We start from the raw sequence: 19,910 nt of genomic DNA, 5'->3' as shown, positions 1-19,910 counted from the left end.
TCAGCCCTTTACTCCGGTCAGTGTGACGCCCTCGACGAAAGCCTTCTGGGCGAAGAAGAAGACGAGGATCACGGGGGCCATGACCAGTGCGGTCGCGGCCATGGTCAGGTTCCAGTCGGTGTGGTGTGCGCCCTTGAAGGACTCCAGTCCGTAACTGAGCGTCCAGGCGGCCGGGTTCTCGGAGGCGTAGATCTGCGGCCCGAAGTAGTCGTTCCAGGCGTAGAAGAACTGGAACAGCGCGACGGCGGCGATGCCTGGCCTGGCCATCGGCACCACGACCTTGAGCAGGGTGCGGAGTTCGCCGCAGCCGTCGACCTTGGCCGCGTCGAGGTACTCGTTCGGGATGGTCAGCAGGAACTGCCTCAGCAGGAAGATGGAGAACGCGTCGCCGAAGGCCATCGGGATGATCAGCGGCCAGAGTGTCCCGGACATGTCCAGCTGCTTCGCCCAGAACAGGTACATCGGGATGACGACGACCTGTGGCGGCAGCATCATCATCGAGATGACGAGCATCAGCGACAGCTGCCGGCCGCGGAAGCGGAACTTGGCGAGCGCGTAGGCCACGGGCAGTGACGACACGACCGTGAGGACGGTGCCGAGCCCCGCGTACAGCAGGGTGTTCTTCCACCAGGTCAGGAAGCCCGGGGTGTCGAACACCCTGCGGTAGTTGCTCCACTCGAAGGGGTGCGGCCACAGATCGCGGGTCAGCGCCTGCTGGTCGCTCATCAGCGAGGTCAGGAACAGGAAGACGAACGGCAGCACGAAGAAGAGCGCGGCCGCGACGCCGAGCGTGTGCACGGCGATCCAGTTCAGCAGCGCCTTGCGGCGTGCGACGCGCTCGGCCGGGGTGACCGGTCCGGCGGACGGGTCGGCGGCCTTGAAGGTGTCGAGAGCCTGCGCCACGTCACTCACCTGCCTGGATCAGCCCGCTGCGGCGCCGCATCAGCAGTGCGGTGAACGCCATGGCGAGTACGAAGAGAACGAGCGCGACCACACAGGCGGACCCGTAGTCGAAACGCTGGAAGCCGAGGTTGTAGACGAGCTGCGGCAGCGTCAGTGTCGACTTGTCGGGATAGCCCGGTTCGAACTGCTGCCCGGAGCCGCCCATCACACCCGAGGCGACCTTCCCCGCCACGAGTGGCTGGGTGTAGTACTGCATCGTCTGGATGATCCCGGTGACCACGGCGAACATCACGATCGGCGAAATGTTCGGCAGCGTGACGAAGCGGAACCGCTGGAACGAGCTCGCCCCGTCCAGCTCCGCCGCCTCGTACTGCTCCTTCGGTACGTCGAGCAGCGCGGCCATGAAGATCACCATCAGGTCGCCCACCCCCCACACCGCGAGCGCGGTCAGGGCCGGCTTGGACCAGGCGGCGTCGGTGAACCAGCCCGGCGTGGGCAGCCCCAGGTCGCCGAGGATCGAATTGACCGGCCCCGTACCAGGGTTGAGCAGGAAGACGAAGCCCAGGGTCGCCGCGACCGGCGGAGCCAGATACGGCAGGTAGAACAGGGTACGGAAGACACCTGTGCCCGTCTTGATCCTCGTGATCAGCAGGCCGACGCCGAGACCGAAGACGACCCGGCAGCTGACCATCACCACGACCAGCCACAAGGTGTTCCGCAGGGCGGGCCAGAACAGCGGGTAGTCGTTGAAGACGTACGACCAGTTCTTCAGCCCGTTGAACTCCGGGGCCGCGAAACCGTCGTAGTGGGTGAGGGAGAAATAGAGCGTGGAGATCAGCGGGTAGGCGAAGAAGACGCAGAACCCGATCAGCCACGGTGACATGAAGGCCGCCGTCCGAAGCGCCGCCGAGCGGCGCTTCGAACGGAGTGTGTACGTGGTCATCGCGGTACTACTTCGCCTGCGCGATGGCCGCGTCGATTTCCTTGGCGGTCTTCTCCAGGCCCGCCTCGATGTCCGTCTGCTTGCCCTTCTCGATGTCGAATCCGAGGTTCTGCAGGGACACCAGGTACGCGCCGCCGTTCACCGAGGGCGGGGTGGTGGTGCTGTCGGGGTTCGCGGCGATGTCCAGGAAGGTCTTGAACCGCGGGTCGTACTTCAGCTTCGGCGACTTCAGCGCCGCCATCGTCGAAGGCACATTGTGAATCGCGTTGGCGAAGGCGACCACCGCGTCGGTGTCGGTCGTCATGAACTTCACCAGCTCCCACGCCGCGTTCTGCTTGGTGGAGGTGGAGGCGATACCGGCGATGGTGCCGGTCAGGTACCCCTTGCCGTATGTGTCGGCCTCGTCGTCGGCGACGGGCATCGGGGCCACCCCGATCTCGAACTTCGGCTTGGTGTCCTCGGCCATGCCGAGCCGCCACTCACCGTCCAGCTGCATGGCCACCTGGCCGGTGTGGAACGGGTGCTTGGCGCCCCACTCGTCGCCGAACGAGGTGCGGTACTTCTCCAGCTTCGCGTAGCCGCCCAGGTCGTCGACCAGCTTCTTCTGCGTGGTGAGCATGGACGCGAAGGCCGGGTCCTTGGCGATGTTCGACTTGCCGTCGGCGTCGAAGTACGTCGGGTTCCAGCCGCCGAGGTAGTGCTCGGTCGTCGACTCGTAGCCGTGGTAGTTCGGCATGAAGCCGAGCTGCTCGTACGAGTCGCCCTTGCTCTTCGTCAGCTTCTTGGCGTCCTGGGCCAGTTCAGACCAGGTCTTCGGCGGGGTGGTGATCCCGGCGGCCTTGAACGCGTCCTTGTTGTAGTACAGCCCGTACGCGTCACCGAGCAGCGGCAGCGTGCAGCGCACGCCGTCGTACTGGGTGTATTCGTTCATCGCCTTCGGGAACGTCTTGTCGGGGTCGATCCCGTCCTTCTTCAGGAACGAGTTCAGATCGACGAAGGCCTTGGACGAGCAGAATTTGCCCACATTGTTCGTGGTGAACGAGGAGACCACGTCCGGGGCCTTGGAACCGCCCGCCCGCAGAGCCTGGTTGATCTTGTCGTCGGTCATGTTGCCGACGACCTTCACGTGGATGTTCGGATGCGCCTTCTCGAAGGCGTCGACGGTGGCCTGAATGGCCTCGACCTCACCCGGGGCACTCCAGCCGTGCCAGAAGTTGATGGTCGTCTCCTTGGAGGGATCATCGCTGGCGCCGCTGCTGCTCTGACCGGTACAGGCAGAGGCGAAGAGGGATATCGCGGCGGTCGCGGCGAGCGCGGCGGCCGTCTTCCGGCGGTTTCCGGACATGGCAGTGTCTCCCGATGGGTTGGGACGGGGAAGAGGCTGGGACTGCGGACGTGCGGCTCTGTGAAGGTGCGGGTCCGCGTGGGGACGGCCGCGGCAGTGGATCAGCGTGAGGTGTCGAAGACTTCGTCGCGGGTCGTGGCGAGGGCGCTCTCCAGCGCCCCGCGCAGTACGGGCCGGTGGGTCACGGCGCCGGTGATCAGCCGGGGCCGGGAGGCCGCCAGCTCGGCGAGTTCCGCCTGCACCCGCTCGCGCAACGGTTCGCCACCCACCGTGATCAACTCGCCCGAGAGCACCACGAGTTCAGGGTCGAGCACGGCGATCATGGAGGCCAGACCGGTCGCGAGCCCGGTGGCGAACAGATCGAGGAGCCGGGGATACGGGCCGTCCTCGCCGCGCTCCGCGGCCTCGGCGGCCCGGGCGATCAGGCCGGCCGCGACCTCATGGTGGGTGCCGTCCGCGCGGCTCAGCTCGTCGTCTATGCCGAGCTGCCCGGCCAGCCGAGGCAGCACCTGCGCGCCCGCCAGCTCCTGGAAGCCGCCCGAGTTCGCCTTGGTGACCTGGCGGACCAGCGGGGCGCCGGGCACCGGCAGGAAGCCGACCTCACCGGCGCCGCCGGTGAAACCGCGGTGCAGCCGTCCGTTGATGACGAGGGCGGCGCCCAGCCCCTCCTCGTTCCACAGCAGGACGAAGTCGTCGTGTCCACGGGCCGCCCCGAGCCGCTGCTCGGCCACGGCGACGAGGTTCACATCGTTCTCGTACTCGACCGGCATCGGCAGGAACGCGGCCAGCTCGTCGAGCAGCGTGGGGGAGTGCCAGCCGGGCAGGTGGGAGGCGTACCGGAGCCGGCCGGTGCCGGGGTCGAAAGCGCCGGGTGTGCCGATGACCACCCGGTGCACCTCGGCGCGGGTGAGTCCGGCGTCCTTGACCGCACCGTCCAGCGCCTCGGTCACCTGCCGCACCACGCTGTCGGCGCGCCGGCCGGGGGTGCGCAGCTCGAACTCGCCGACCGTCTCACCGGTCACATCGGCGACAGCGGCGACGATCCGCTGGGCGTTCACGTCGAGTCCGGCGACATGGGCGGCACGGGCGTTCACCGCGTAGAGCTGAGCGTTGGGCCCCGGGCGTCCCGCGACGGTGCCGGTGGCGACGACCAGGCCGGCCGCCTCCAGTCGGGCCAGCAGCTGCGAGGCGGTGGGCTTGGAGAGACCCGTCAGCTTGCCGATCCTGGTCCGGGAGAGGGGGCCGTGCTCCAGCAGCAGGTCGAGGGCGGCCCGGTCGTTCATGGCCCGCAGGACGCGGGGGGTACCCGGTGTCGTTCCGGCCATGAGCACCTGCCCTCTGTTAGGAAACTTTCCTATTCGATGAAAGGACGGTATGGCGCACGTCACCGGCCCGTCAATGGGCAGGGCTTCGCTGGCAACCAAAGCGTTACCTGGAGGGCCGGTCAAGCCGCATTCCCGCCAAGCTGCGCGGCCCGGCCGAGCCCCTTTCACGCGGAAGGGCGCCCGGCGCGGCCCCTTACGGGCCGGGCCGGACGCCCTTGGACGCGGGGCCCTACTTGCCCAGGTTCGACGGCGGGGCGATCGGCGACGTGGCCAGCGACTGCGGCGACGTCGCCGACGCATACGCCGACGGGGCGGCCATTGCCGCCGTCGGGTCCGCCGCCGACGGCTCGTCCGGCTGGGCCGGTACGCCGCCGACCATCCGGATGCCCGCCTCGTCGAAGGCCCCCTTGATCCGCCAGCGCAGCTCGCGCTCCACGCCCAGTGACTTGCCCGGCATCGTCTTCGCAGTCACCCGGACCGTCATCGAGTCGAGGAGCACGGAGTCCAGGCCGAGGATCTCCACCGGACCCCACAGGCGCTCGTTCCACGGGTCCTCCTTGGCCATCCTCGCGGCGGCCTCGGTGATCACCGTGCGTACCCGGTCGAGATCCTCCGTGGGGCGCACCTGCACGTCGATCCCGGCGGTCGACCAGCCCTGGCTGAGGTTGCCGATCCGCTTCACCTCGCCGTTGCGGACGTACCAGATCTCGCCATTGTCACCGCGCAGCTTGGTGACCCGCAGCCCGACCTCGATGACCTCGCCGGAGGCGACACCCGCGTCGATGGTGTCGCCGACGCCGTACTGGTCCTCCAGGATCATGAAGACGCCGGAGAGGAAGTCGGTGACGAGGTTGCGCGCGCCGAATCCGAGCGCCACACCGGCGACACCGGCGGAGGCGAGCAGCGGGGCCAGATCGATCTGGAACGCACCCAGGATCATCAGGGCGGCCGTACCGAGGATCAGGAACGAGGCGACCGACCGGAGTACGGACCCGATGGCCTCGGAGCGCTGACGGCGGCGTTCCGCATTGACCAGCAGCCCGCCGAGCGCGGTGCCCTCGACGGCCTGGGCGCTGCGGTTCATCCGCTCGATGAGCTTGCTGAGAGCACGGCGGATCGCGATGCGCAACACGATCGCGATCGCCGCGATGAGAACGATGCGAAGACCGGTGTTCAGCCAGGTGGACCAGTTCTCCTCCACCCAGCCCGCGGCATCGCCGGCCTGCTTGGCGGCTTCGTCCAGCGAGCCGCCCGGCCCGGGGGACGGGGCGGCGGCCAACAGCACGGACAGAGACACGGCGGAACCTCCATATGGGCGAGGGCTGACCAACCACACTAACGGGGCATCCGGAGTGCTCCGTTGCCGTGACGGAGGGGAGAGACCTGTTTGGGCCGGGGATACAGAGGGGTGGGGGCCGGAGCCGAATCAGGGCGCCGGGCCGGGTGTGGCCGATCGCACACCGGGCCGGGGCGGCCGCGGCCGCGGCCCCGAAGCGCCTGATCCGGGGTCTTCGGGCGGTGCGCGCGACAGCGGGCCGGGGAAAATCCTTCCGGCCCGTTACTCGCACGTGGTGGCGCTTCCACCAGGCAGGAGGAGAGACTGAGATCGGATCGTCCCGGCGCGAGCCACGCGCCGCCGGCGTACAAGGAGGCATCAACCGTGCCGCATGTCCTGGTTCTCAATGCGTCGTACGAGCCGCTCGGCGTCGTACCGCTCCGCCGCGCGCTCGTCCTCGTCCTCGAGAACAAGGCCATCTGCCTCGAGGAGTCCGGCGCCTTCATGCACAGTGCCACCCGTGCTGTACCAGCACCCAGCGTCGTCCGCCTGAAGCGGTTCGTACGGGTCCCCTACCGGGGGCCCGTTCCACTCACCCGCCGGGCGCTCTTCGCCAGGGACGGCGGCCGCTGCATGTACTGCGGCGCCGCCGCGACCAGCGTCGACCATGTCATTCCACGCAGCCGTGGCGGCCAGCACGCCTGGGACAACGTGGTGGCGGCCTGCCGCCGCTGCAACCACGTCAAGGCCGACCGTCATCTGCCGGAGCTCGGCTGGCGGCTGCACCAACAGCCCGCCCCGCCGACCGGCCTCGCGTGGCGCATCATCGGGACGGGGCACAGGGACCCGCGATGGCTGCCGTACCTGCAACCGTTCGGCGCGGACGACGCAATGGCCCGGATCGATGGCATTTCAGCCTGAGTCCCGGGCCTTTGTCGTCCCTGGGGCGGCCCCGGGGACGACGAGGGCCCGGGACAGCCCCCGGCGGGGCCGGTCGCCCCGGGCGGCTCAGTCGCTCTGCTCCGCGACGGCGTATGCCTCCACCGACCAGAGCGAGTAGCCGAACTCGGTGCCCCGGCCGTCGCCCTGAATCCTGAGGAAACGGGTGTCCTGCGCGTCCATCCGGACGGACTCGCGGCCGCCCTCGCCGTCCCGGACGGTCGCCGCCGTACGCCAGGTTCGGCCGTCCGCGGAGACCTGAACGCGGTAGCGGGAGGCGTACGCGTCCTGCCACTGCAGCACCACCTGGCCGATCCTGGCGGGCTCCGCCAGCTCCGCCTGCCACCAGGCGCCGTCCTCGGCCGGGGATGACCAGCGGGTGGTGGGATCGCCGTCGGAGGCGGCCGTGGCCGGGAAGTCCGGGGTCTCGTCGCCGGACGAGGAGGCGGTGGCGGTGCGGACCAGGTCGGGGCCTGCGGTGCGCGGGTAGGCCCGGACGGTGAGCGTGCTCTCCTCGCCACCGAATCTGAAGGGCACCTCGTACTCGCCGGCCGGGGTGTCCGACGGGACCGTGATCTCCACCGGGACGTCGGTACGGGACCCGCGCGGCACCGTCGTCCGCCCGGGGACGGACACCTTGATGCCCTTCGGGGCCTTCGCGGTGAGCGCGCCGTGCACCGCGGTGGGGCGGCGGGCGGCGAGCCGTGCCCGGACCCGCTGCGGGCTGCCGCCGATCTCCGCGTCGGTCTCGCCGCGTACGAGATCGAGCCAGGCGGCGGGTTCGTCGCCGAACCACGGCACGAGGGCGCGTACCCGGGGGGCTACGGGTGCGGTGACGGTTCCGGAGACGATCGGCGGCAGTGTGCCCGCGCTCGCGCCCGGGGCCGTCGCCAAGGCGCCCGTGGGCCAGATCAGCCGGATCGCGTCGGTGCGGAGGCCCTCGGCCGCGGTCTGGGTCCAGCCGGTCCGCGACACCGGGCCGAGACTGCGCCAGCCCTCGCCCGGCACATGGGCCTGCAGTGTCGCGTCCGCCCCCACCCCGGGAACGGTCATCGCGGTCACGGCCTCCATGGGGCGGGCCCGTTTCAGCCGGACGGTATAGCTGCCCGGGGCCGCGGTCACCGTTCCGGCGTCCCGGTCCGCGCCGGTCCACGCGTCGGCCTCCTTGCGCACCCGGTCCAGGAAAGGTTGGAGGACGCCCTTGCCGACCGTCGCACCGCTCGCCCCGGTGGCCTCCTGCAGCGGCTCCAGTGCCAGCGACGCCTTCCATGCGGCCGCGCCGTCGCCACGCGCCTGGGCCTGCAGCAGATCGACGGCGAGCTCGCCCGCCCGGCCGTACCGTGCCAACTGCTCGGTCCACGGCCGTACTTCGTCGTCGAGCCGCCCGTCCGCCGGGCCCTTCAGTCGCTGCGGTGCCTGGCGCATCACCGTGAAGGCGGCCCGCAGTTCGCGCGCCGCGTCCGCCTGCGCCGTCGCGTTCGTCGTCGTACGGGACTTCCAGAACGCGGCGAAGAGCGGCCGCAGATACGCCGACTCGTCGCCGCCCAGCACGGACGTCGCACTGTTCCGGGCGAGCGCACGCAACGCCTCCCGGGCACCGGCGTCGGCGCCCGCCAGATCGTCGATCGCCGCCTGCCAGGACTCCTGCGGCAGGTAACCCTTCGGGTTCCAGGCGAAGTCGGCGGCGGTGAACAGCGGGATGCGGGACGCGGACGGCTGCTCCATCGCATTGGCGAGCAGCGCCGCCGAGCCGATCGCGACCGCGGGGTCCCGGCCGGTGTACGGGCCGAGGAAGATGCGGTCCTGCGCGTAGTCGTTGACCGGGTAGTTGTCCATCGTGACGAGCGGATGCCGGAACGTGGCGCGCGCACCGGCCAGTTCCCGTCCGGTGATGGTCCGCGGTACGACGCCGACCCCGGTCCAGGCGATCTGCACCCGGTCGTCCAGTTCCTTGGCGAGCGCGGTCCGGTAGTCCGTGGCCCCGTCCTGGTAGAACTCCGTCGGCATCACCGACAGCGGCTCCGAGCCCGGATGCCGCTGCGCGAGATGCCGGGCGACCTCGCTCGCGACCCGCGCCTGCGCCCTCGCCGCCGCCTCCGGGCCGCGGCCGAACGTGGCGGCGTCGTCGTCGCAGTGCCATTCGCTGTAGCTGACGTCCTGGAACTGGAGCTGGAAGACGCGCACGCCCAGCGCCCACATCGCGTCGATCTTGCGGGTCAGCGCCTTCACATCGCCGTCGGAGGACATGCACATGGCCTGGCCGGGGGCGACAGCCCAGCCGAGGGTCACGTGGCGGGCACGGGCCCGTTCGGCCAGCGCCCGGAAGTCGGCGCGCCGCTCGGCGGGGTACGGATCGCGCCAGCGGGCCTGCCGGTACGGGTCGTCACCCGCCGCGTAGAGGTACCGGTTCTGCTTCGTGCGCCCCATGAAGTCGATCTGCGCGAGCCGCTCCTCGCCGGTCCACGGCTGCCCGTAGAACCCCTCGGTCATTCCGCGTACGGCGGTGCCCGGCCAGTCCCGCACGGTGACTCCGGCGACGCTCCCGTTCCGGACCAGCTGGCGCAGCGTCTGCACGGCGTGGAACAGGCCGTCGTCGCCGACACCGTCCAGGGCGACGGTGGAGCGGCCCGCGACCGTGCCGACCGCGATCCGGTAGCCGCCGGACGGCAGATCGGCGCGCTCGGGGGCGCGCAGCGTACGCAGGGCGTCCTGTGCACCGTCGCCGCCGAGCCGGACGACCGGCCCGCGTCCCGGCAGCGCCTCGTGCATGGTCCGTACGCCCGCGTCGCGCAGCACCTGCCTGGCGGCGTCCACGGCGTACGGGTCGGCGTGCGCGCCGGCGACGAGGGTCACCTCGGTGGAGAGCGGTACGGACGTCCCGGACGCCTTGATGGCCTGTGGCCGAGGCCACACGGTGGGCAGTGCGTCCTCGTCCGTACGGTCGGGTGTGGTGACGGCGGGGGAGGCGGGGTCCGACGGCGCGGCGAAGGCTGCCGGGGTCCCGGTGGAGAGCAGTCCGCCGAGCACGGCGACAGCGACGGCCGTCGCGTGCTTCCTGTGCCTGAGCCGCATGCCGTACTCCCTCGCTCCCACCGATGGGCTCCGACCCCACCACCCCACGCGCGAGGGTGTCAACGTGTGTGGCCGTTGTGCCGTATTTGCCCGTTGTGGCAAATGGGGTGGGGCGCCGGGGGTGATCGACGGGCCGCAGCAGAGATGGCGTCGAATGGCCGAATACGGCGGACAACTTGCGGGTAACTGGCCGCTGAGGAACGGAATGTGACCCGGAGCACGTTCAAGTCGTTGTCGTAACGCCTATGTCTGCGGCTGCGTCCGCTGGGTAGGCCTGCTGTGTCCAGTTCTCCACGGCCAGGAGGCCGCTATGCCCGCTGCCGCGCAGCTTCTGCTCTCCGCCCTGTCCAAACAGGTGCCGGGCCCCGGACCGTTGACCGGTGAGCCCGCGTTCGCCGACGCCATACCCCTGACCAGCGAGCCGCCGCTCGCCGATGCCACACCCCTGACCAGCGAGCCGCCGCTCGCCGTCATCGCCCCACTGACCAGCGAGCCGACCGCCCCCGGCGCTGCACGGGGCACGGAGTCCCCAGGAGTCTGAATGGGCTTGTCCCGGCTCGCCGCACTGCACGGCGTCGCCACCTCCTACGCGCCGTCCGCGGATGTCACGGTGTCCGTCCCCGACGGCACGGTCATCGCCGTGCTCGCCGCGCTCGGCGTGGACGCCGCCACCCCTGAAGCGGTGCAGGAATCTCTTGCCGCCGCCGAGGCGGTGGCCGACTCCCGGCTGCTCCCGCCCACGCTGGTGGTGTGGACCGGGGAGCCGCTGCCGGCCGCCCTGACCGCCCTGCGGCCCGGCACGACGCTGGAGATCGAGCCCGAGGACGCGGCCGGTTCGCCTCCCACGCCGCGGATGCGGGTGCCGGGCGGACGACCGGATCCGGCCGTTTCGGCGACGGTCGGCACGGGCGTCGGTGCCGCCGCCGACCCGGTCTCCGGAACGGGCTCCGCCCAGACCTTCGAAGCGGCCGCCCCTGGGACGGCGTCTCCTGGGACGGCTCCCGCCGGGACGGCTGTCGGAACCGGCAGTACCGGCTCCGCTCCCGGTGCTCCCACCCCGACCCCCGCCTGGTGGACCGAACCCCCGCTCGGGGTGCACCGGTTGACCGTCCGTGCCCAGGACGGCCGCACCATGACCACCACCCTGATCGTCGCCCCGGCCCGGGTGCCCCAGCCGCCGCGGCGCACCCACGGCTTCCTCGTCCAGCTCTACTCGCTGCTCTCCGGCCGCTCCTGGGGCATGGGCGACCTCGGTGACCTCGCCGATCTCGCCGCCTGGTCGGGGCGGACACTCGGCGCCGGGTTCGTACAGGTCAATCCGCTGCACGCCGCGGTGCCAGGTGCGCCCACCGACCCGTCGCCGTACCGCCCGTCCTCTCGCCGCTTCCCCGACCCCGTCCATCTGCACGTCGAATCGATCCCCGAGTACGGGCACGTACCGGACCGGGCCGCCCTCGACGATCTGCGCCAGAGCGCCGAAACACTGAGCGACACCGTGCTGAACAAGGGCGCGCTGATCGACAGGGACGCCGTCTGGGAGCTCAAGCGTCAAGCTCTCGAACTCGTACGGGAGGTGCCGCTGACACCCGGCCGGCGCGCCGCGTACTGCGACTTCCTCGCCGCCCAGGGGCAGGCCCTGGAGGACCATGCCCTGTGGTGCGCCCTCGCGGAGGTGCACGGTTCCGACTGGCACGCCTGGCCGTCCGCGCTGCGCGACCCCCACTCCCCGCAGGTCGCCCGCGCGCGTGCCGGGCTGCTCGACCGGGTGGACTTCCACTGCCGGCTCGCCTGGCTGACCGACAACCAGCTCGCCGCCGCCCAGAGCGTCGCGCGGGACGCCGGGATGGCCGTCGGCATCGTCCACGACCTCGCCGTCGGCGTGCACCCCGGCGGCGCCGACGCCTGGGCCCAGCAGGACGCCTTCGCGCACGGCATGTCTGTCGGCGCGCCCCCGGACGCCTTCAACGCGCGCGGCCAGGACTGGGGGCTGCCCCCGTGGCGCCCCGACGTCCTCGCCGCGTCCGGCTACGCCCCGTACCGTGGGCTGCTGCGTGGCCTCCTCGCCCACGCGGGTGCCCTGCGCATCGACCACGTCATGGGCCTGTTCCGGCTCTGGTGGGTCCCCGCGGGAAGACCGCCCACCGAGGGCACATATGTCAGCCATGACGCCGAGGCGATGCTCGCCGTCCTCGTCCTGGAGGCGCACCGGGCCGGTGCGGTCGTCATAGGGGAGGACCTCGGCACGGTCGAACCGGGCGTGCGCGAGTCGCTCGCCCGGCGCGGAGTGCTCGGCACCTCCGTGCTCTGGTTCGAGCGCGACTGGGCGGGCACCGGCCGCCCGCTGCCCCCGGAGCACTGGCGGGAAGGCTGCCTCGCCACCGCCACCACCCACGACCTGCCGTCCACCGCCGCCCGGCTGACCGGCGACCATGTGACACTCCGCCACCGCCTGGGACTGCTCACCCACACCCTGGAGCAGGAGAAGGCCGAGGACGCCGCCGACACCGCCACGTGGCTCGCCCTGCTCGCCCGGCTCGGCATGCTGCCGGAGGGCGAAGGTGACGAGGAGGGGGCGGTCCGCGCCGTCCACCGCTTCCTGCTGCGCACCCCTGCCCGCATGGTCGGCGTCTGGCTCCCGGACACGGTCGGCGACCGCCGTCCGCAGAATCTGCCCGGCACCTGGGACCAGTACCCCAACTGGCGGCTGCCCGTCGCGGATGCGGAAGGCCACCCGGTCACTCTGGAGGAGCTGGCGTCGTCGCCGCGTCTGCACCATCTGATGGAGGTACTGAAGCCGGTCGACAGGCACCCGAAAGAACAGTCGAAGCCCCGTACGGCACCCCCGGGCGCGCGCCGCTCCTAGACGTTCGCTACGTTTGCACCGTGGACAAGAAGAACGCAATGCGCGCCGGCGCCGTGGCGGCCGGTACGACGCTGATGATGCTGCTCATGTCGTCCCCCGCGCTTGCGCTGACCCGTGACGACGGTGACGACCCGGGCCCCGGCCTGAGCGCGATGGACACGATCGGCCTCTACGTCGTGGCGCCGATCGCCCTGTTCGTGATCATCGTGGGCCTGGTCATGCTCCTGGACAAGTCCAAGAAGCAGGCCTGACCCTCCCGCTGCGCGGCGCCGGGCCCGCGTAGTTCCACCAGCGCTTTCTTCAGGGCGCCTCGAAGTGTGTGAGCACTTCGAGGCGCCCTGCTCCGCGTTCCGTCGCCGGACGGGCCGGTCCCGCCCCGGCGGCTAATGTGCGGACATGACCGAGTGGGACATCAAGAAGCTCAGGATCCTGCGCGTGCTGAGCGAGCGCGGGACCGTGACGGCAACGGCCGAGGCGCTGCTGATGACCCCCTCGGCGGTGTCCCAGCAGCTTTCCAACCTCGCCAAGCAGCTCGGCGTACCCCTGCTGGAGGCCCAGGGCCGACGGGTCCGGCTCACCGACGCTGCGCACCTCGTGCTTCGCCACGCCGAGGCGGTCTTCGCCCAACTGGAACGCGCCGAAGCGGAGTTGACAGGATATCTGCGGGGCGAGGCAGGGGAGGTGCGGGTCGGGGCGTTCTCGACGGCCGTGCCCGCCCTCGTCGTACCGGCGGTCCGGCTCCTGCGCGCCGACGACCGGCCCGGACCGTCCGTGCGGGTGCGGGAGGCGGAGGCCGCCGAGGCGTACGAACTCCTGTCGGCCGGCGACGTCGATCTCGCGCTCTCCCTCGCCGCCCACGCACCGACCGCCGACGACCCGCGCTTCACCCTCCTCCCTCTGCTCGCCGACCCGCTCGATGTCGCCCTCCCCGCCGGACACCGGCTGGCGGGCGCCCCCGCGCTGCGGCTGGCCGACCTCGCCGCCGAGCCGTGGATCTTCGGCGGCTCGGGCCCCTGGTCGGCGATCACCACGGCCGCGTGCGAGGCCGCCGGGTTCGTGCCGGAGCAGGCGCACAGCGCATCCGGGTGGACCGCGATCCTCGCCATGGTCGAAGCGGGCATGGGTGTGGCGCTGATCCCGCGGATGGCGTCGGCGGAACGCCGTACGGGTGTGGTGATGCGTGTTCTGGAGGCGGACCTGCCCCGGCGCCATGTGGTCGCCGCCGTACGGCAGGGTGCGGAGGGCGGGCCGGCGGTGGCCCGGGTCCTGGCCGCGCTTCAGCAGGTCAGTGCCGCCCGCGCCGAACCATTCATCTGAACTGAAAGAATCGTACGAAAACTTTCGATGGACCTGATGGGTCATTCGGTACGACAGTTCCGTACATGACCTCCGACGTGAACGCGAACCCCGCCAAGGACAACGACCCCCACGCCAATGACGCGGCCCCGTACGGCGGCGGCGACCCGTACGCCGACTACCGCGCCGGCGACTTCCCCTTCACCGGCCTGGTGGACCTCGCCGACCGCCGCCTGGGTGCGGGCGTGGTCGGCGCGAACGACGAGTTCTTCGCCGAGCGCGAGAACCTGCTGAACCGCGAACGTGCGGTGTTCGACCCCGAGCGGTTCGGGCACAAGGGCAAGATCATGGACGGCTGGGAGACCCGGCGCCGCCGCGGCGCCGACGCCGCACACCCCTTCCCGGCCCCCGAGGACCACGACTGGGCCCTCGTCCGGCTCGGTGCCCCCGGCATCATCCGCGGCATTGTCGTCGACACCGCTCACTTCCGTGGCAACTATCCGCAGCGCGTCTCGGTGCAGGCGACATCGGTCGAGGGCTCACCCAGCCCCTCGGAGCTCCTTGCCGACGATGTGAAGTGGGAGGAGATCGTCCCGCCGACCGCCGTACGCGGCCACGCCGCCAACGGCTTCGAGATCACCGGCGGCCGCCGCTACACCCACGTCCGCCTCTGCCAGCACCCCGACGGCGGCGTCGCCCGTCTCCGCGTCCACGGCGAGGTGGTCCCCGACCCCGCCTGGCCGGCGGCCCTCGGCACGATCGACCTGATCGCGGTCCTCAACGGCGGCGCCTACGAGGACGCCTCGGACCGCTTCTACTCCTCACCGACCCAGATCATCCTGCCCGGCACCTCCCGCAAGATGGACGACGGCTGGGAGAACCGCCGCCGCCGTGTCCGAGACACGAACGACTGGGTCCGCTTCCGCCTGGTGGCCCAGGGGGCGGTCCGTGCGGTCGAGATCGACACGGCCTGCCTCAAGGGCAACGCGGCCGGCTGGATCGCCCTCCAGGGCCGCAACGGTGAGACGGGCGAATGGTTCGAGATCATTCCCCGCACCAAGCTCCAGCCCGACACCCTCCACCGCTTCCCGCTCCACGCCCAGGCGGTGGTCACCCACGTCCGTCTCGACGCCTTCCCCGACGGCGGAGTGGCCCGTATGCGCCTGCACGGCACACTCACGGATCGGGGCGCCGCCGAACTGGCGGCCCGCTATGCGGAGTCGGGCGTGTAGTCGCTGTCGCCTCCAGCGGCGAACGGCTGTGGAACAGGAGTGCCCCGGACCGTGCGGACGGTCCGGGGCACCCCTCTGCACATGGGCAGCGGCTACGCGGTTGCCGCGGCCGCGTCCGCCGCCTGGGCCTTCAGCGCGCGCTCCACGCCTGCCCGCGACTCGGAGACCAGCCGGCGCAGTGCCGCGCTCGGCTTCGCCGAGTCCAGCCAGGCGTCCGTGGCGTCCAGGGTCTCCTGCGAGACCTGGAGCGCCGGGTAGAGGCCGACGGCGATCTGCTGGGCCATCTCGTGGCTCCGCGAGTCCCAGACGTCCTTCACCGCTCCGAAGAACTTCTCGGTGTACGGGGCCAGCAGTTCGCGCTGGTCGGTCTGGACGAAGCCGCCGATGACCGCCTCCTGGAGGGAGTTCGGGAGCTTGTCGGACTCGACGACGGAGGCCCAGGCCTCCGCCTTCGCCTCGGCCGACGGGCGTGCCGCGCGGGCCGTCGCCGCGTGACGCTCGCCCGCGGCCGTCTTGTCGCGCTCGTACTCGGCGGCGATCTCGTCCTCGTCCAGCAGGCCGACCGCGGCCAGCCGCTCCACGAACGCCCAGCGCAGCTCGGTGTCGACGACGAGGCCCTCGACCGTCTCCGCGCCGTCCAGCAGCGCCCGGAGCAGGTCCAGCTGGACAGGGGTGCGGGCCGTCGCCGCGAAGGCGCGGGCCCAGGCCAGCTGGTGGTCACCGGCCGGCTCCGCGGCGCGCAGGTGCGCGAGCGTCGCCTCCGTCCACTGGGTCAGGCCCGCCTCGCGGAACTCCGGCGCCGCGTACAGGTCCAGGGCCAGCTTCACCTGGCGGTGCAGCGACTGGACGACGCCGATGTCCGACTCCTTGCCGATGCCGGACAGGACGAGCGAGAGGTAGTCGCGTGTCGCGAGTTCACCGTCGCGGGTCATGTCCCAGGCGGAGGCCCAGCACAGGGCGCGCGGCAGCGACTCGGTGAAGTCGCCGAGGTGCTCGGTGACGACCCGCAGCGACTCCTCGTCGAGCCGGACCTTCGCGTACGACAGGTCGTCGTCGTTGAGCAGGATGACCGCCGGACGGGCGGTGCCCGCCGGGAACGGGACCTCGGTGCGCTCGCCGTCGACATCCAGCTCGATCCGGTTCGTGCGGACCAGCTTTCCGTCGCCGTCGAGGTCGTAGCAGCCGATCGCGATCCGGTGCGGGCGCAGCGTCGGCTCACCCTTGGCGCCGGCGGGCAGTGCGGGGGCCTCCTGGAGGACGGTGAACGAGGTGACGTGACCGTTCCCGTCGGTGGTGACCTCCGGGCGCAGGATGTTGATGCCGGCCGTCTCCAGCCACGCCTTCGACCAGGTCTTCAGGTCGCGTCCGGAGGTCTCCTCCAGCGCGCCCAGCAGGTCGGACAGGCGGGTGTTCCCGAACGCGTGCGCCTTGAAGTACGCCTGGACGCCCTTGAAGAACTCGTCCATGCCGACGTACGCCACGAGCTGCTTGAGGACCGAGGCGCCCTTGGCGTACGTGATGCCGTCGAAGTTGACCAGGACATCGTCCAGGTCACGGATGTCCGCCATGATCGGGTGAGTCGACGGCAGCTGGTCCTGGCGGTACGCCCACGTCTTCATGGAGTTGGCGAACGTCGTCCAGGAGTGCGGCCACTTCGAGCCCTCCGCGTACGCCTGGCAGGCGATCGACGTGTACGTGGCGAACGACTCGTTCAGCCACAGGTCGTTCCACCACTCCATGGTGACGAGGTCGCCGAACCACATGTGGGCCAGCTCGTGCAGGATCGTCTCGGCCCGCGTCTCGTACGCCGCGTCCGTCACCTTCGAGCGGAACACGTACTGGTCGCGGATGGTGACCGCGCCCGCGTTCTCCATCGCGCCCGCGTTGAACTCCGGGACGAACAGCTGGTCGTACTTGGCGAACGGGTACGCGTAGTCGAACTTCTCCTGGAACCAGTCGAAGCCCTGCCGTGTGACGTCGAAGATCGCGTCCGCGTCGAGGAACTCGGCGAGCGACGGGCGGCAGTAGATGCCGAGCGGAACGGACTGACCGTCCTTCTCGTAGCTGCTGTGCACCGCGTGGTACGGGCCGACGATCAGGGCCGTGATGTACGTCGAGATGCGCGGCGTCGGCTCGAAGACCCAGACGTCGTCCTTGGGCTCCGGCGTGGGGGAGTTCGAGATGACCGTCCAGCCCGCCGGCGCCTTCACGGTGAACTGGAAGGTCGCCTTCAGGTCGGGCTGCTCGAAGCTCGCGAAGACCCGGCGCGCGTCCGGGACCTCGAACTGCGTGTACAGGTACGCCTGCTGGTCGACCTGGTCGACGAACCGGTGCAGACCCTCGCCGGTGTTGGTGTAGGCGCAGTCAGCGACCACCCGCAGCACGTTGGAGCCCGCGTGCAGGTGCGGCAGCGCGATCCGCGAGTCGCGGAAGACGGCGGCGACGTCCAGGGTTTTGCCGTTGAGTTCGACCTCGTGCACGGCCGGGGCGACCAGGTCGATGAAGGTCTCCGCACCGGCTTCGGCGGAGTCGAAGCGGACAGTGGTCACGGACCGGTAGGTGCCGCCCTCCTGCGCTCCGGAGAGGTCGAGATCGATCTCGTACGCGTCCACGGTCAGCAGGCGCGCCCGCTCCTGTGCCTCTTCGCGGGTCAGATTCGTGCCAGGCACGCGGTCATCTCCTTCGATGGTGACGTTTCCGGTCATCCTTCCACGTCGATCCCCGGGAGAAGCGGAGTAGCCACTGTTTGCCTACTGCGGTAGCATTGGTGGTATGAAGATCAGTGTGAGCTTGCCGCAGGAGGATGTCGCCTTCGTCGACGAGTACGCCATGAAAACCGACGCGGACTCCCGGTCCGCCGTGATACATGCCGCCATCGAGCTGCTGCGTGTCGCCGGACTCGAGGCGGAGTACACCGAGGCGTTCGAGGAGTGGGACGCGAGCGAGGACGCCGCGCTCTGGGACCGTACGGTGGGGGACGGAATCGCCGATGCGTAGAGGCGATATCCATCTGATCGACCTGGAGCCGGCCAGGGGCAGTGAGGCCAACAAGGTCAGGCCGGCCGTGATCGTGTCCAACAACGCGGCCAACCAGTCGGCGGAGCTCAGCGGCCGAGGTGTGATCACCGTGGTGCCGGTGACGTCGAACATCGCGCGTGTTCTCACGTTCCAGGTCCTCCTCAGGGCTGACGAGAGCCGTCTGCTGAAGGACTCGAAGGTCCAGTGCGAGCAGGTCCGGGCAGTCTCTCCGGACCGTGTCCTGAAACGGATCGGCACTGTCCCGCGCCCGCGCATGGCCGAGATCGACGCCGCTCTGCGACGTCACCTCGCCCTCTGACGCAGGGGGACGCGGGAGCCCGCACACGCTCCCCGGCGCATACGAAAGGGCGGCCACCGAGCACCGGTGGCCGCCCTTTCGCATGCTTTGCCGGTGTCAGCCGTTCAGCTCGGCAGCGACCAGTTCCGCGATCTGTACGGCGTTCAGCGCCGCGCCCTTGCGCAGGTTGTCACCGGAGACGAAGAGCGCCAGACCGTTCTCGACGGTCTCGTCGGCCCGGATGCGGCCCACGTACGACACGTCCTGGCCGGCCGCCTGGAGCGGGGTGGGGATCTCCGAGAGCTCGACGCCCTCGGCCCCCTCGAGCAGCTCGTAGGCGCGCTCCACGGCGATCGGGCGGGCGAAGCGGGCGTTGATCTGGAGCGAGTGACCGGTGAAGACCGGGACCCGGACACAGGTGCCGGACACCTTGAGCTCCGGGATCTCCAGGATCTTGCGGGACTCGTTGCGGAGCTTCTGCTCCTCGTCGGTCTCGAAGGAGCCGTCGTCCACGATCGAGCCGGCCAGCGGCAGCACGTTGAAGGCGATGGGCCGCTTGTAGACGGCCGGCTCGGGGAACTCGACGGCGCCGCCGTCGTGGGTGAGCTTGTCGGCGTCGGCGACCACCTTGGACGCCTGTCCGTGCAGCTCGGAGACGCCGGCCAGACCGGAGCCGGAGACCGCCTGGTAGCTGGTGACGACCAGCGCGTCCAGACCGGCCTCGTCGTGCAGCGGGCGCAGCACGGGCATCGCGGCCATCGTGGTGCAGTTCGGGTTGGCGATGATGCCCTTGGGGCGGTTCCGGATCGCGTGCGCGTTGACCTCGGAGACGACGAGCGGGACCTCGGGGTCCTTGCGCCATGCGGAGGAGTTGTCGATCACCACGGCGCCCTGGGCGGCGACCTTCTCGGCGAGCGCCTTCGAGGTGGCGCCACCGGCCGAGAACAGCACGATGTCGAGACCCGTGTAGTCCGCGGTGGAGGCGTCCTCGACGGTGATCTCCTGGCCCTGCCACTCGATGGTGGAGCCTGCGGAGCGGGCGGAGGCGAAGAGCCGCAGCTGGTCGGTCGGGAATTTCCGCTCGGCCAGGATCCTGCGCATGACTGTGCCGACCTGACCGGTGGCGCCGACGATTCCGACCTTCACAGGGACTCCTTCAAACGTACGAACTGGCACGGTTGCCGCTCCATGATGCGTATGTCCACGGCTTCCTTGTCCAATCCATTGTCCGGCAGACGGACAGTGTCCGGGCGAGGGCCGGGCAGAGCAGTGGGGCGGGGGGGGCGGGGGGCGCCCCCCCCCCCCGGGGGGGGCCCCGCCCCCCCCGGGGGGCGGGGGGGGCCCCGCCCCCACACCCCCCCGCCCGGGGGCGGCCCCGGGGCCCCGCGGGGGAACCCCCA

16 protein-coding genes are annotated in these 19,910 nt (G+C 70.8%); 8 read left to right on the top strand and 8 right to left on the bottom strand.

Annotation, left to right across the window (positions count from 1 at the left end):
• From ACFYP5_RS09575 to ACFYP5_RS09555, 5 genes are all read right to left on the bottom strand, one after another.
• Positions 1–903, bottom strand: coding sequence for a carbohydrate ABC transporter permease (locus ACFYP5_RS09575; protein WP_030921393.1), 903 nt, complete (start codon positions 901–903; stop codon positions 1–3).
• A 1-nt stretch (position 904) separates the two neighbouring features.
• Positions 905–1,846, bottom strand: coding sequence for a carbohydrate ABC transporter permease (locus ACFYP5_RS09570; protein ID WP_389032691.1), 942 nt, complete (start codon positions 1,844–1,846; stop codon positions 905–907).
• A gap of 7 nt (positions 1,847–1,853) precedes the next feature.
• Positions 1,854–3,191, bottom strand: coding sequence for an ABC transporter substrate-binding protein (locus tag ACFYP5_RS09565; protein WP_389032688.1), 1,338 nt, complete (start codon positions 3,189–3,191; stop codon positions 1,854–1,856).
• Positions 3,192–3,292: 101 nt separating this feature from the next.
• Positions 3,293–4,516, bottom strand: a complete 1,224-nt coding sequence (locus ACFYP5_RS09560) for an ROK family protein (protein WP_389032685.1) — start codon at positions 4,514–4,516, stop codon at positions 3,293–3,295.
• 229 nt (positions 4,517–4,745) lie between these two features.
• Positions 4,746–5,813: a mechanosensitive ion channel family protein gene (locus tag ACFYP5_RS09555; protein ID WP_389032682.1), complete on the bottom strand. Its 1,068-nt coding sequence runs from the start codon at positions 5,811–5,813 to the stop codon at positions 4,746–4,748.
• Positions 5,814–6,176: 363 nt separating this feature from the next.
• Here ACFYP5_RS09555 and ACFYP5_RS09550 point away from each other — a divergent pair, with 363 nt between their 5' ends.
• Positions 6,177–6,713 (top strand): HNH endonuclease, encoded by a 537-nt coding sequence (locus ACFYP5_RS09550; RefSeq protein ID WP_018552807.1) that lies wholly within the window; start codon positions 6,177–6,179, stop codon positions 6,711–6,713.
• Between the two features lie 87 nt (positions 6,714–6,800).
• Here the strand turns inward: ACFYP5_RS09550 and ACFYP5_RS09545 are convergent, their stop codons facing one another.
• Positions 6,801–9,803 (bottom strand): beta-N-acetylglucosaminidase domain-containing protein, encoded by a 3,003-nt coding sequence (locus tag ACFYP5_RS09545; RefSeq protein ID WP_389032679.1) that lies wholly within the window; start codon positions 9,801–9,803, stop codon positions 6,801–6,803.
• Between the two features lie 310 nt (positions 9,804–10,113).
• On the opposite strand from ACFYP5_RS09545, the gene ACFYP5_RS09540 reads away from it, so the two are divergent.
• From ACFYP5_RS09540 to alc, 5 genes are all read left to right on the top strand, one after another.
• Entirely contained in the window at positions 10,114–10,344 is a 231-nt protein-coding gene (locus ACFYP5_RS09540) for a hypothetical protein (RefSeq protein WP_389032676.1), read from the top strand.
• Positions 10,345–12,666 (top strand): 4-alpha-glucanotransferase, encoded by a 2,322-nt coding sequence (gene malQ / locus ACFYP5_RS09535; protein ID WP_389032674.1) that lies wholly within the window; start codon positions 10,345–10,347, stop codon positions 12,664–12,666.
• 20 nt (positions 12,667–12,686) lie between these two features.
• Positions 12,687–12,917, top strand: coding sequence for a hypothetical protein (locus ACFYP5_RS09530; RefSeq protein WP_327124941.1), 231 nt, complete (start codon positions 12,687–12,689; stop codon positions 12,915–12,917).
• A gap of 145 nt (positions 12,918–13,062) precedes the next feature.
• Entirely contained in the window at positions 13,063–13,983 is a 921-nt protein-coding gene (locus ACFYP5_RS09525; protein ID WP_389032670.1) for a LysR substrate-binding domain-containing protein, read from the top strand.
• Between the two features lie 65 nt (positions 13,984–14,048).
• Entirely contained in the window at positions 14,049–15,194 is a 1,146-nt protein-coding gene (alc, locus tag ACFYP5_RS09520) for an allantoicase (protein ID WP_389032667.1), read from the top strand.
• 92 nt (positions 15,195–15,286) lie between these two features.
• On the opposite strand, the gene pepN is transcribed toward alc, so the two are convergent.
• Complete coding sequence (pepN, locus tag ACFYP5_RS09515) at positions 15,287–17,863, bottom strand: aminopeptidase N (RefSeq protein ID WP_389032664.1); 2,577 nt, start codon at positions 17,861–17,863, stop codon at positions 15,287–15,289.
• 103 nt (positions 17,864–17,966) lie between these two features.
• Between pepN and ACFYP5_RS09510 the strand changes: the two genes are divergently transcribed.
• Entirely contained in the window at positions 17,967–18,191 is a 225-nt protein-coding gene (locus ACFYP5_RS09510) for a ribbon-helix-helix domain-containing protein (RefSeq protein ID WP_030921349.1), read from the top strand.
• On the top strand, positions 18,184–18,531 hold the full coding sequence (locus ACFYP5_RS09505; protein ID WP_352299633.1) for a type II toxin-antitoxin system PemK/MazF family toxin: 348 nt from the start codon (positions 18,184–18,186) through the stop codon (positions 18,529–18,531). Before ACFYP5_RS09510 ends, ACFYP5_RS09505 begins: the two co-directional genes overlap by 8 nt.
• A gap of 96 nt (positions 18,532–18,627) precedes the next feature.
• Here ACFYP5_RS09505 and ACFYP5_RS09500 read toward each other — a convergent pair whose 3' ends face one another.
• Entirely contained in the window at positions 18,628–19,656 is a 1,029-nt protein-coding gene (locus ACFYP5_RS09500) for an aspartate-semialdehyde dehydrogenase (protein ID WP_389032660.1), read from the bottom strand.
• Positions 19,657–19,910 lie beyond the last annotated feature (254 nt).

The sequence above is a fragment of the Streptomyces sp. NPDC005262 genome (assembly GCF_042872425.1).
Classification (GTDB): Bacteria; Actinomycetota; Actinomycetes; order Streptomycetales; family Streptomycetaceae; genus Streptomyces.
Note: the sequence above shows the minus strand (reverse complement) of the source record. Positions and strands in the feature narration are given on the sequence as shown.